This is a genomic window from Thiothrix winogradskyi, from assembly GCF_021650935.1.
Lineage (GTDB): Bacteria > Pseudomonadota > Gammaproteobacteria > Thiotrichales > Thiotrichaceae > Thiothrix > Thiothrix winogradskyi.
Genome location: NZ_CP091244.1, coordinates 1,173,014 through 1,186,781, shown reverse-complemented (window position 1 = coordinate 1,186,781; position 13,768 = coordinate 1,173,014). Strand labels below are relative to the sequence as shown.

The 13,768-nt window shown below is 52.2% G+C and carries 10 protein-coding genes; 9 read left to right on the top strand and 1 reads right to left on the bottom strand.

The window, feature by feature from the left end; translation table 11 throughout:
- The first annotated feature begins 126 nt into the window (after positions 1-126).
- Positions 127-588 (top strand): Lrp/AsnC family transcriptional regulator, encoded by a 462-nt coding sequence (locus L2Y54_RS06010; RefSeq protein WP_414718445.1) that lies wholly within the window; start codon positions 127-129, stop codon positions 586-588.
- A gap of 15 nt (positions 589-603) precedes the next feature.
- Here L2Y54_RS06010 and L2Y54_RS06005 read toward each other — a convergent pair whose 3' ends face one another.
- On the bottom strand, positions 604-1,779 hold the full coding sequence (locus L2Y54_RS06005; RefSeq protein WP_236500890.1) for an ATP-binding protein: 1,176 nt from the start codon (positions 1,777-1,779) through the stop codon (positions 604-606).
- Between the two features lie 145 nt (positions 1,780-1,924).
- Between L2Y54_RS06005 and L2Y54_RS06000 the strand changes: the two genes are divergently transcribed.
- The 8 genes from L2Y54_RS06000 (at position 1,925) to rtcR (ending at position 13,680) form a co-directional block, all read left to right on the top strand.
- The gene (locus tag L2Y54_RS06000) at positions 1,925-4,003 is read left to right on the top strand and encodes a molybdopterin-containing oxidoreductase family protein (protein WP_236500889.1); all 2,079 of its coding nucleotides are present in this window, start codon (positions 1,925-1,927) and stop codon (positions 4,001-4,003) included.
- A gap of 93 nt (positions 4,004-4,096) precedes the next feature.
- On the top strand, positions 4,097-6,439 hold the full coding sequence (gene hsdR, locus L2Y54_RS05995; protein WP_236500888.1) for an EcoAI/FtnUII family type I restriction enzme subunit R: 2,343 nt from the start codon (positions 4,097-4,099) through the stop codon (positions 6,437-6,439).
- Between the two features lie 153 nt (positions 6,440-6,592).
- Positions 6,593-8,314: a class I SAM-dependent DNA methyltransferase gene (locus L2Y54_RS05990; protein WP_236500887.1), complete on the top strand. Its 1,722-nt coding sequence runs from the start codon at positions 6,593-6,595 to the stop codon at positions 8,312-8,314.
- A 13-nt stretch (positions 8,315-8,327) separates the two neighbouring features.
- Positions 8,328-9,341, top strand: a complete 1,014-nt coding sequence (locus L2Y54_RS05985; protein WP_236500886.1) for a virulence RhuM family protein — start codon at positions 8,328-8,330, stop codon at positions 9,339-9,341.
- The gene (locus L2Y54_RS05980) at positions 9,338-11,242 is read left to right on the top strand and encodes a restriction endonuclease subunit S (RefSeq protein WP_236500885.1); all 1,905 of its coding nucleotides are present in this window, start codon (positions 9,338-9,340) and stop codon (positions 11,240-11,242) included. The genes L2Y54_RS05985 and L2Y54_RS05980 overlap by 4 nt, the downstream gene beginning before the upstream one ends.
- 81 nt (positions 11,243-11,323) lie before the next feature.
- Positions 11,324-11,578, top strand: coding sequence for a UPF0175 family protein (locus L2Y54_RS05975; RefSeq protein WP_207253048.1), 255 nt, complete (start codon positions 11,324-11,326; stop codon positions 11,576-11,578).
- The gene (locus L2Y54_RS05970; RefSeq protein ID WP_236500884.1) at positions 11,578-12,051 is read left to right on the top strand and encodes a PIN domain-containing protein; all 474 of its coding nucleotides are present in this window, start codon (positions 11,578-11,580) and stop codon (positions 12,049-12,051) included. The genes L2Y54_RS05975 and L2Y54_RS05970 overlap by 1 nt, the downstream gene beginning before the upstream one ends.
- Positions 12,052-12,060: 9 nt before the next feature.
- Positions 12,061-13,680 (top strand): RNA repair transcriptional activator RtcR, encoded by a 1,620-nt coding sequence (gene rtcR, locus L2Y54_RS05965; RefSeq protein ID WP_236500883.1) that lies wholly within the window; start codon positions 12,061-12,063, stop codon positions 13,678-13,680.
- Positions 13,681-13,768: the final 88 nt, after the last annotated feature.

Genomic DNA, 13,768 nt, shown 5'->3' with positions numbered 1-13,768 from the left:
ACGCTGCTCTAGTAGTTAATGCGGTTAGTTTAAAAGAAACGGCGTGGCAGGCGATTGCGTTTTGCGGGGTAAAAACCTATCGTATTGGCAGTAAATTGCTTAAATCAAATCACCAATGGAATAATCATGCAACTCGACCGCTACGACTGGCACATCCTGCAAGTGCTGCAAGACAACGGCTGCATCAGCAATCAGGATTTGGCTGACCGCATTGGGCTGTCGCCATCGCCCTGTTTGCGGCGGGTACGGCTGCTGCAAGAAGCGGGCTTCATCACCGGCTATCGGGCGTTGCTGGATGCGAAAAAGCTCGGTTTGTCGCTGATGGCCTTGATCCACATCTCGATGGATCAGCACACGCCGGAACGTTTCGATACCTTTGAAGCTCGCATCGCCGCCATCCCTGAAGTGTTGGAATGCCTGCTGATCACCGGGCAATCCGCTGATTACCAGCTCAAAGTGGTGGTGAAGGATATGGATGCGTATCAGGAATTGCTGCTCAACCGCATTACCCGTATACCGGGGGTGACTGGGGTGCATTCCAGCTTTGTATTGCGGCGGGTGGTGGATAAGACGGCGTTGCCGCTATAGCGTTGGATAATTCCTTCACGGCAGCTTGGTCAGCTCTCCCGCCAGTTCACGTAGGCTGATGACTTCTACGCCAGCACTTAACGGGTAGCGGTCTTGTCCGGGGTAAACGATAAACGTCCGTGCCGGTTGCAGGTCTTCCCTTGCATGATGGAAACCCTTACTGGGTGCGGGTGCAAGGCTGCGTTTGACCTCTATTGCCCACAGACCGTGTTCACCACCCAATTCCAACACTAGATCCATTTCGGCACCGGCAGCGGTACGGTAAAAGCTAGCCTGAGTGCGCCGTGGGGCTGCCGCCAACAGGTTCTCAATCACAAAACCTTCCCAACTAGCCCCCACGACCGGATGCCCAGCCAAGGTGTTCAAATCACCGAGCCGCAGCAGCGCATGAACCAAGCCGCTATCGCGGATATACACGCGGGGGGATTTGACCAAACGTTTGCCAACATTGGCATGGTAAGGCTGCAAACGCCGCACCAGCAGCAAATCCATCAGCAAGCCAATGTAGTGATTGACTGAGTGCGAACTAACCCCCAGCGATGCCGCCAGTTGCGACACATTCAATAACCCGCCTTGTTGATGCGCGAGCATCGTCCACAAGCGTTCCACGGTTTCGGTGGGGATGCGAAAGCCAAACTGTGGCACATCGCGTTCCAAATACGTGCGGATGAAGGCTTCCCGCAAGATCAGACTGTCACGGTCATTCGCCGCAAGGTAACTGTCAGGGAAACCGCCGCGTAGCCAGAGGCGGTTAAGATCAGCATTGCTTTCCCCGGCCTCCTGTATATCTAGTGGCCCCATATCCACATACTCGATACGCCCAGCAAGCGTTTCACTGGACTGACGCAGCAAGTCAATGGAGGCCGAACCGAGAATCAGAAATCGCCCAGTACGTTTGCCGATGCGTCGCCCTTTATCGATCAGCCCGCGTAGGCTCTGAAACAATTCCGGTACGCGGTGGATCTCATCCAATATCACCAGCTTGTCTTCATGCTGCCCAAGGAACAGTTCCGGGTCACTGAGCTTGTTACGGTCAGCGGGCGATTCAAGGTCAAGGTAAAGCGATGGGCGTGTATCCGCCAGTTCATAAGCCAAGGTGGTTTTGCCCACCTGACGTGGGCCGATAAGGGCAACAGCAGCCTGACGATTGAGAGCTTGCTGGACAATGGATGTGATGTGCCGTGTAATCATCCTTGCAATTTATAGGTTTGACCTACGATTTGCAAGGATAAAGCCATGAAGATGTCTATGATGAAAGATATGTTTACTAGTGAATTGAAGGGCTAAAGCTGATTGTTTAAGCTGGGGCTAATTGGATTTAACCTTAGGTGCTGCTATGTCTACTGTCGTCCGTGTTGCTTGCCCCCACGATTGCCCGGATACCTGCGCGATGTTGGTGACGGTGAATGAAGTAGGGCGAGCCATTAAGGTGGAAGGCGACCCGAACCACCCCGCCACTGACGGTGTATTGTGTACCAAGGTCACGCGCTATACCGAACGTACCTACCACAAAGACCGTTTGCTGTACCCGATGCGCCGTATGGGTAACAAGGGTGAAGGCAAATTTGTCCGCATTACCTGGGATGAGGCATTGGATGAAATTGCCTCCCGCCTCACGACGATTGCCCAACGCGCACCCGAAGCGATTGTGCCGTATAGCTATGGCGGAACCATGGGTTATGTGCAAAGTGAAGGCATGGCCGCACGCTTGTTCAATAAACTGGGTGGGTCACGACTAGACCGCACCATTTGTGCCAGTGCAGGTGCTGCCGGAATGCGTACCACCTATGGCGCAGGGGTCGGCATGGACATGGATCAGTACAGCCATTCACGCCTGATTGTGATTTGGGGTAGCAACCCCATCACCACCAGCGTGCATTTCTGGCTGCGGGCGCAAGCGGCGCAACGCAACGGGGCAATCCTGATCGCCATTGATCCGCACCGTTCCCTTGCCGCGCAAAAATGCAACCAACACATCGCGGTATTGCCGGGAACGGATGCCGCTTTAGCTTTGGGCTTAATCCATATTTTTGTGCGCGATGGCTGGCTTGATCACGATTATATCGACAACTACACCGTGGGTTTTGAGCAACTGGCCGAACGTGCCGCATCCTACACTCCAGAGCGGGTCGCGGGCATTTGCGGTATTCCGGTGGCAACGATTGAAGACTTAGCAAGCTTATTGGGCAAAACCGCATTGGTCGATAAATCGCCAGTTGCGTTCCGTTTGGGTTATGGTTTGCAGCGCGTGCGTGGCGGTGGCAATGCGGTGCGGGCAGTGGCTTGTTTACCCTCGCTGTTGGGGGCATGGCGGCATCCCGCAGGCGGCTTGCTCATGTCCAGTTCCGGTTTTTTTCCCGTCAATCGTGATGCACTCGACCGCCCCGATTTGTGCCCAAATGGCACACCTCGCACCATCAATATGAGCACGATTGGCGATGCGTTGCTCCATCCCGGTGATGCTGCGTTTGGTGCAAAAATCGAAGCGATGATTGTGTATAACAGCAATCCGGTCGCCGTTGCGCCAGACAGCAGCAAGGTGGCACAGGGCTTTGCACGCGATGATTTGTTTACCGTCGTGCTGGAGCATTTCCAGACCGATACCGCCGATTATGCCGATATTGTGTTACCCGCCACCACGCAATTGGAGCATGGCGACATCCACAAATCGTATGGACACCGTTACATCTTGCTCAGTAATCCGGCTATCCAACCCTTGGGTGAATGCAAGCCGAATGCTGAAATATTCCGCCTGATAGCAGCCCGCATGGGGCTGACGGATGCGTGCTTGCAGGAAGATGACATGACCATTGCCAAGCAAGCCTTCCATTGGGATCATGCCCACACCCGTGACATAGCATGGGAAACGCTACAAACCCAAGGCTGGCAAAAGCTCGCGGTAGCCGATGCACCGTTTGCTAAAGGCGGTTTCCCCACCCCATCGGGGCGTTGTGAATTTGCTTCCAGCGAACTGGCGGCATTGGGCTTAGACCCGCTCCCGGATTATTTGCCACCGTATGAGTCGCCACAAAGCAACCCCGCCTTGGCGGCACGTTTCCCGCTGATGCTGATCAGCCCACCTGACCGGCATTTCCTCAACACCAGCTTTGTGAATGTGGATAGCCTGCGTACCAAAAAACCAGAGCCAACCCTAGAAATGCATCCGGTGGATGCTGCCCAACGTGGCATTCAGGAAGGACAAGACCTGCGGGTCTTCAATGAGCGCGGTGAATTTCAGGTAAAAGCAGTGATCACTGAGCGCATCCGCCCCGGCGTGGTGGTGGCGTATTCGATCTGGTGGAAAAAAATGGGGCGCGATGGCAAAAACTGCAATGAAGTTGCCAGCCAAGCCCTCACCGACTTGGGGAATGCGGCGACGTTTTATGATTGTTTGGTAGAAGTTGCCTGCATCTAATGTTGCCTATTGCCCCGTAATATTTTTTATACCCAATAACGTGCCGATGTTATATTAGCCACCTCTTCAACCGTACACGAGTTAGGGCTACTCATGGACAAGCGGCAACAATCCGAAACGGACATGGAAACCAAATACATCATTCCAGCTTTGCACAAAGCGGGGTGGGATGTGATGACACAGGTTTTCCAGCAATTCCCACTGACGGCTGGCAAGGTTCATGTGCGCGGGCAAGTCAGCAGCCGTGGCAAACCGCAACGCGCCGACTTCGCCCTGTTTTACAAGCCCAATATTCCGCTGGCGATTATTGAAGCCAAGAAGAACACCAAAAGTATCGGCGCGGGGCAAGATCAAGGGCGAGCTTATGCGCTGATGCTGGATGTACCGTTTGTATTCACCTCCAACGGTGATGGCTTTATCTTTCATGACAAAACCAATCTGGAACAACCCAATACTGAACTGACCCTCGACCAATTTCCCACCCCAAGCGTGTTGTGGGATAAGTTGTGTCGTTGGAAAGACTACCAACCCGACCAGCAAGCCCTGTTGGGGCAAGATTACTACGACGATGGCAGCGGCAAATCCCCGCGTTATTACCAGATGCAAGCCATCAACAAGACCATTGAAGCCATCGCCCAAGGCAAAAACCGCGTCTTGCTGGTCATGGCAACCGGCACGGGTAAAACCTTTACTGCGTTCCAGATCATTTGGCGCTTGTGGAAGGCGGGGCGCAAACAGCGCATCCTGTTTCTGGCTGACCGCAATATTCTGGTCGATCAAACCAAAAACAACGACTTTCGCCCGTTTGGCGCGACCATGACCAAGATCGAAGACCGCAAGGTGGAAACGCATTACGAGGTGTATTTGTCGCTGTATCAAGCCATCACTGGCAACGACGAAGCCAAAAAGATTTACAAGCAATTCCTGCCCAACTTTTTTGACCTGATTGTGATTGATGAATGCCACCGTGGCAGTGCGGCGGAAGATTCCGCATGGCGTGAAATTCTGGACTATTTTTCCGGTGCGACACACTTGGGCTTGACAGCCACACCCAAAGAAACCACTACCGTTTCCAATAGCTATTATTTTGGTGAGCCGATTTACACTTACTCGCTCAAACAGGGCATTGATGACGGCTTTCTTGCGCCCTACAAAGTGGTGCGGATTGATTTTGACCTTGATAAAGAAGGTTGGACACCCAAGCCCGGTGAAAAAGACAAATACGGCAAAGTCATTGAAGCGCGTACTTTTAACCAGCGGGATTTTGACCGTTCGTTAGTGGTTGAGAAACGTACCCAAGCCGTTGCTCGCATCATCACCCAGCACCTCAAAGCCACCAACCGCATGGATAAAACCATCGTGTTTTGCGCGGATGTCGATCACGCCAACCGCATGAAACTGGCACTGGAAAACCTCAATGGTGACAAAGTGGCGGAAGATGAGCGTTACATCATGCAAATCACTGGCGACAATGCCGAGGGCAAGGCGCAGTTGTCGTATTTCATTGATTCAGGCTCACCTTATCCGGTCATCGCCACCACGTCGGAGTTGATGAGTACCGGCGTGGATGCCAAAACCTGCAAGCTGATTGTGCTGGATCAGCGCATCGAATCCATGACCAAGTTCAAGCAAGTCATCGGGCGAGGTACGCGCATTGATGAGGATTACGGCAAAACATGGTTCACGATTATCGACTTCAAGGGCGCGACCCAAAACTTTAAGGATGATGCGTTTGATGGTGAACCTGTCCGGGTTTACACCCCTAGCGGTGAGGATGATGGTACGGTTGATCCCGATGAAACCGATCTCGATGATACAGACCCAACACCACCTGACGATAACGACGACGGCACAGTCGTTGACCCTAAGCCGCCCCAGCCGCGAGTGAAATATTACATCGAGGGCGAATCCGTTGAAGTCGTGCTAGAACGCACCCAGTATTACGGCAAAGACGGGCTGGTGACAGAATCCATCCGCGATTACACCCGCCAAGCCGTGAGCAAGCATTACCGCAATCTGGATTCTTTCCTGAAACACTGGAACGCAGCCGAACGCAAACGCGCCATCATTGCCGAGTTGCAAACCCACGGGGTTATCTGGGATGAGCTGGAAAACAAGGTAGGGAAAGAGCTGGATGCCTTCGACCTGATTTGCCATGTGGTCTACGACCAGCCGCCGCTGACGCGCCGTGATCGCGCCTTACAAGTCAAAAAGCGTGATGTGTTTACCCGCTACGGGGAGCAAGCCGCCAAAGTGCTGGCAGCGTCACTGGATAAATACGTCGAGCAAGGCGTGGAAAGCCTTGAGGATATTGAGGCGCTTCAGCAAGAGCCGATCAAACAACTGGGTACACCGCGCCAAATCATGCAAGCCTTCGGCGGACGCGCCAAATACGACGAAGCTCTGCAAGTGCTGGAGCAGCAATTGTATTCCTGAAGACCCTCACCCCAACCCCTCTCCCAGAGGTAGAGGGGCTAAGAAAAACGACCTCTTGCTCCCCCTCTACCTCTGGGAGAGGGGGTTGGGGGGTGAGGGTCTTCCAAAAGTGCTATTATCGCGCCTTGATTTGCCCCCCAAACAAGGAATGCCATGTCGATCAGTACGATTGTTAAATCCATTCAAGACATTATGCGCAAGGATGCCGGTGTTGACGGCGATGCCCAACGCTTAGGGCAAATGGCGTGGTTGCTGTTCTTGCGTATCTTTGACGAGCAGGAACTGGATTTAGAAGCGGAAAGCAACGACTACCAACCCGCCTTGCCTGCCGAATTGCGCTGGAGTGAATGGGCAGCGACAACCATTACAGACCCAGATACAGGCGAAGAAAAACAGAATCCAAAGACTGGCGAAGCCTTGCTGAAATTCGTCAACGATACTTTGTTTCCTACCCTGAAAAACCTGTCTGCGACCCACACCAATAACCCGCGTGGCTTCGTGGTCAAAAAGGTGATGGAAGATTCCTACAACTACATGAAAAACGGCACGTTGTTGCGGGCGGTGATCAACAAGCTCAACGAGTTGGAGCTGGAAAGTCTGGATGACCGTCATGCGTTTGGCGATTTCTACGAAACCTTGCTCAAAGACCTGCAAAGCGCGGGCAATGCGGGCGAATTTTATACCCCGCGTTCTGTGACCGAATTCATGGTGCAAATGACTGACCCGAAGCTGGGTGAACGGGTGATTGACCCCGCGTGTGGCACGGGTGGCTTTTTGACTTGCACCATCGAGCATGTGAATCGCCATGAGGTTAAGGGTGATGCCACCGCTCACCGCACCTTGCAACGCCAGATTTTTGGGGTGGAAAAGAAGCCGCTGCCGCATTTGCTGTGTACTACCAATATGTTTTTTCACGGTATTGAAGTTCCTGATCAGATTATGCGTGACAACACGCTGGCACGGAAACGCGATTACTGGAAACCGACGGAACGCTTTGACGTGGTGCTGACCAATCCGCCTTTTGGGGGCATGGAAGAGGATGGCATTGAAAAGAACTTTCATGACGATATGCAGACCCGCGAAACGGCTGACCTGTTCTTGCAATTGATTGTGCATATCCTCAAGGACAAAGGACGGGCGGCACTGGTATTGCCGGATGGCACGCTGTTTGGCGAAGGCGTGAAAGCCAAGATCAAGGAAATGCTACTGCGCGATTGCAACCTGCATACGGTGGTGCGTTTGCCGAATTCGGTGTTTGCGCCTTACACCAGCATCAAAACCAACTTGCTATTTTTGGAAAAAGGCGAGCCGACCCGCGATATTTGGTACTACGAAATGCAGTTGCCGCCGGGGGTGAAGGCGTATAACAAAACCCGTCCGCTGCGGGTGGAAGAATTTGCTGCGTGTGCCGCGTGGTGGGGCGGTGCGCAACGTGAAGGGCGCGTGGAAAATGCGCAGGCATGGAAAGTACCCTTCGGCACGCTGAAAGCCGATAAGCAGGCGGAAGCCAAGCCGTATAACGATGAAGCCAAGGCGCAACGTTTGCTGGTTAGTAATCTGGCGCACGCCATTAAGGAGCTGAAAGCGCAGTTGAAAGACGCGGATGCTGAGGGCAAGGTGGCGTTGAATACGCAAATTGAGCAGTATCAGCTTGAGCGTGAGCAGGCGTTGGAGGCGGAAAAGCAGGCGCGAGCCAAGGCGGATGGGATTTACTGGCCGATTTACAACCTCGACAGCCCGAATCCGCACATTAAGGCATCGACCTTGGGTGATCCTGATGCGTTGTTGGCGCGGCATGGGGCGTTGCAGACCGAGATTGAGGCGACGTTGGGGCAGTTACAGGCGGTGTTGGCAGCGGCGTTACAGCAGAAATAGGGAAGGAACGTTCATGAATACTGAAGATAAACAAAACCTTATCATTTATCACACCAAAGATGGCAAAGCCGCTGTATCGCTGTATGCGCGTGACGGCAATGTGTGGATGAATCAGAACCAATTAGCAGAACTGTTTGCCACCTCTGTTCCAAATATCAACACACACATCAGCAATATATTGAAAGAAGGCGAGTTATTGCCAGAATCAACTATTAAGGATTACTTAATAGTTGCCACCAACGGCAAGCCGTATAACGTAAAATTTTATGCGCTCGATATGGTGCTGGCAATTGGGTTCAGGGTGCGTAGTTCGCGAGGTACAGAGTTCAGGAAATGGGCAAATACGCACCTGAAAGAGTACCTGATCAAAGGGTTTGTGATGGACGATGCGCGTCTTAAAAACCCTGATGGTCGAGCCGATTACTTCGATGAGTTGTTGGCGCGTATCCGTGACATCCGCGCTTCGGAAAAGCGTTTTTACCAGAAAGTACGCGACCTGCTAATGTTGTCATCCGATTACGACGCGACGGATAAAGCCACGCAGATGTTTTTTGCGGAGACACAAAACAAGCTGCTGTATGCGGTGACGGGGCATACGGCGGCGGAAATCATCTTGCAACGTGCTGATGCCAACGCACCCAATATGAACCTCACCTCTTTTGCGGGGAATGTGGTGCGTAAGGCTGATATAACCATCGCTAAAAATTACCTGACGGCGGATGAAGTGGATAGCCTGAACCGCTTGGTCATGATCTTTTTGGAATCCGCCGAGTTACGGGTGAAAGAGCGCAAAGACCTAACCTTGCAGTATTGGCGTAATACCGTGAACAGTCTGCTGCTGTTTAACGAGAAGCCCATTTTGCAAACACCAGGAAAAAAGAGTCACGCGCAGATGGAAAAAAAAGTCGCTGAAATTTATGCGGAATTTGATGCGCGGCGTAAGCGTGAGGCGGCGCTGGTGGCGGATGCGCAGGATTTAGAGGAGTTGCAGGCGTTGGAGCAAACGGTTAAGGCGACAAAAAAATGAAGAATACCCCTCACTCTCCAGAGCCTGCTCACTTTGACCTTGCGGCTTTTGTGGCGCAGTTTCCGCTGTTTGCGCGTGCGCCGAATGGCATCGCCAACCTCCGCGCCCTCATCCTGCAACTCGCCGTACAAGGCAAACTCGTCCCTCAAGATCCCAACGACGAACCTGCATCAGTGTTGCTTGAAAAAATCGCCGCCGAAAAAGAACGTCTAATCCTCGAAGGAAAAATCAAACGCCAAAAGCCTTTATCAATAGGGAAAGAAAAACCTTTCGATTTGCCAATAAAATGGAAATGGGTATTGTTGACTGATCTTTTGGCTATTGTTACAGATGGTGATCATCAGCCCCCTCCAAAAACTGAAAATGGCATTCCTTTTTTAGTGATAGGAAATGTTAACAAAGGAAGGCTTTTTTTAGATGAATGTCGTTTTGTATCAGATGAATATTATCAAGCATTAGACTGGGGCAGAAAGCCGTTAAAAGGCGATATTCTTTATACTGTTACAGGCTCATATGGCATCCCTGTTTACATAAATAGCGATGAGATTTTTTGTGTTCAACGTCACATAGCAATACTGAAATCAACAGAATCAAGCCCTAATAGTTATTTACCGTTAGTGTTATCCTCAAAGTATGCTGTTGATTATGCAACACAAGTGGCGACTGGTATTGCTCAAAAAACCGTACCTCTAAGTGGTTTACGCCAAATGTTGATTCCGCTTCCGCCGCTGGAAGAGCAGCAGCGGATTGTGGCGAAGGTCGATGAATTGATGGTGTTGTGTGATCAGCTCGAAGCGCAACAGGATGATCAGGCGCGTAATTTGCTGGAGGCGAATACGGCGGTGATTCAGGCAGTGATGGCGTTCTCCTCGAAGACCCTCACCCCCCAGCCCCCTCTCCCAGAGGTAGAGGGGGAGCAAGAGCTTGTTTCTCTTAGCCCCTCTACCTCCGGGAGAGGGGTTGGGGTGAGGGTCTTCGACCAGCACTGGCAACGCATCGCCACCCATTTCAACACCCTGTACGGCGCAAACTTACCGCTACCCAGCGACATGCGACGCGGCAAACTGAAAGACCGCACCGTAGCACTCGAAAATATAGCGAAATTACGCGAGCTGATTCTTCAACTCGCCGTTATGGGCAAACTCGTTCCACAAGACCCCAACGACGAACCTGCATCTGTGTTGCTGGAGAAAATCGCCGCCGAAAAAGAATGCCTAATCCTCGAAGGAAAAATAAAACGCCAAAAGTCATTGGCAAAAATCAAAGACGAAGAGAAGCCATTTGAGTCGCCGAATGGCTGGGAATGGATAAGATTGGATTACTTAGCTTTAGGTTCTGACGCGGGATGGAGTCCAACATGTGAGTCAATACCACGACAGCAAGGCAACTGGGGGGTGTTAAAAGTTAGTGCAGTTACTTGGGGGATATTCAAACCAGAAGAAAATAAAGAACTGCCTAAAAACTTAGACCCAAAACCTGAGTATGAAGTCAGAGCAGGCGATTTTTTAATTTCTAGAGCAAATACTGCTGAATTAGTTGCTAGAGCCGTGATTGTTCCTGAAAACACTCCAACAAAATTGATGCTTAGTGACAAAATTATACGTTTTATTTTTACATCCATGACGAATAAGAACTTCATTATCTTAGTAAATAGCTCTAATTTCGCACGAAATTATTATGCTCAGGTTGCAGGAGGAACAAGTAGCTCCATGAAAAATGTATCTCGTGAGCAAATTAGAAGTCTTGTTCTTGCACTCCCCCCACTCGAAGAGCAACACCGCATTGTGGCGCAAGTCGATGAATTAATGGCACTGTGCGACACGCTGGAAACCTTGCTGACGGAACAGCGGCAAGTGGCAGCGGATTTCAGCGCAGCAGCGGTGCAGGCAGTGACCGCATGAAACCGCACGTACAAACCCTTTGCCGGAAAATCCCAGTCTCTATAGAATGGAAACAGCACCTTTCCACGAGGAATACCTAATATGCAAATCACAATGGACATCCCCGAATACTTCGGGCTGGATAAAACCAAGCCGGAAATTGCCAGTATTCTCAAGCTGTACGCCGCTCTCGCACTATTCCAAGCCGGAAAGCTGTCCGCAGGTGCTGCAACCGAACTGGCAGGCGTTGACCGCTACACCTTCATGGCAGAGTGCAAAAAACACGACATTCCGACCATCAACTACACGCCCGAAGACTTGGAAGCCGAGCTGGCTGATTTTCGGTTAACCTGCTGATGCTAGTCATTGCCGATACCTCACCACTGGTTGCTATAGCCGCGTGCGACGGCTTGGGCTGGCTGGACACTTTGTTTGCAAAGGTTCGTGTACCTCCCGCCGTGTTTCAAGAAGCAACTGTTCAAGGCAAACCCCAAGCAGACAGGCTACGGCACTATTTACAAGATAAAGTGTTGGCGATTGATCTACACGATTTCGTGATTACCACCGAAGGGTTAGGCAATGGTGAACTGCAAGCAATGGCATTGTATAAAAAACAACATGCCGACCGCTTGCTCATTGATGACTTACGGGCGCGAAAAGCGGCATTGCGTAACGACATTCACATTATCGGCAGTGTCGGTATCTTGCTGTTAGCCAAAGAAAACCAACTCATCTCCACCATTAAACCGTATCTGCAAATTATTCAGCAAACCGACGCTCATCTCAGCCCCAAACTGATCGACAAAGCGTTAGTGATTGCTGGGGAGTAATGCAGCAACATGAACACCGTCATCAGCATCCTCGGTTCGCGCCTTGATCAGCAGGGCTTAGGCAAACGCCGCCACTCGCGCTGGCGACCGTCGGTCAGCATCCTCATGCACCCGGAATTTCCGGTGGATGAATTCATTCTCATCCATCACCTCGACGAAGTGGAACTTGCCGCTGTCACCCTGCGTGACATGCGCGACCTTGCGCCGCACGCCAGCATCACCTCCTACGTAGTCGACTACGCCAACCCGTGGGACTTCGAGCAAGTCTATAACCAGCTTCACGAATTCACCCGCCAGCAACGTTTCGACCCGGAGCAACACCGCTACTACGTGCACATCACCACCGGTTCGCACGTCGCGCAAATCTGCCTATTCCTGCTCACCGAAGCCAATTACATCCCCGGTAAGTTGCTACAAACGTCGCCGAGTGCGGAAGGCGTGCAGGGCACGTATCAAATCATCGACCTCGACCTGTCGCGCTACGACCAAATCGCCAGCCGCTTCGAGCGTGAAGCACAGGAAGGCATAGCGTACCTGAAAGGCGGCATCGACACCCGCAACCCTGCTTTCAACGCCCTGATTGCGCAACTCGAACAAGTCTCCATCCGCTCCGCCGCGCCGATCCTACTCACGGGTGCTACAGGTGTCGGCAAATCGCGCCTCGCCAAACGCATTTACACGCTGAAAAAACAACGTGGGCAAGTCAGTGGCAAACTGGTGGAAGTCAACTGCGCCACCTTGCGCGGCGACAATGCCATGTCCGCGCTGTTCGGGCATGTGAAAGGCGCGTTCACCGGCGCACTCACCGCCCGCAGCGGCTTGCTGCGCGAAGCCGACAAGGGTTTGCTGTTTCTGGACGAAATCGGCGAACTGGGGCTGGACGAACAAGCCATGCTACTCCGCGCCATCGAAGACAAGGTATTCACCCCCTTCGGTAGCGACAAGGAAACTAGCAGCGATTTCCAACTGATTGCAGGCACGAATCGCGACCTGTTTCAGCGCGTGCGCGACGGCAAATTCCGCGAAGACTTGCTGGCTCGTATCAATTTGTGGACATACGAACTCCCCGGTCTGCGCCACCGCCTCGAAGATTTGGAGGCGAATATCGAATACGAATTGCAGCAATTCACCCGCAAAGTCGGGCACAAAGTCAGCTTCAACAAAGCGGCGCGGGAACAATACCTAGCGTTTGCGCAAACCCCAGCGGCAACTTGGCGGGCGAATTTTCGCGACCTCAACTCCAGCATTACGCGCATGGCAACGCTGGCGAATGGCGGGCGGATTACTGAAGAAAGCGTGACGGAAGAAATCCGCCGCTTGCGCTACGACTGGGGCAGTTTTCAGGAGACGGCAGCCAGCAACAATACCGATAGCATCTTGCGCGAATTCGTGGCGGATGAGGTGCTGGAAACCATCGACCATTTTGACCGGGTGCAATTGGCGGAAGTCATCCGCGTGTGCCGCACCGCCAAAAGTCTTGCGGATGCGGGACGTACCCTGTTCAATATCAGCCGCACACAACGTGCCAGCGCGAACGATTCGCACCGCCTGCGGGTGTATTTGCAGAAATACGGACTAACCTTCCAGCAAATCACCTTGACTGGCGAAAATCCGCCAGCCCACCCCTAGGCATTCGGCGGAAATCCGCCGTTTGTCAGCTCGCCAGCCCTAACACCCAACGATCAAACCAATCCCAACACATTGTTTATTAATGAAA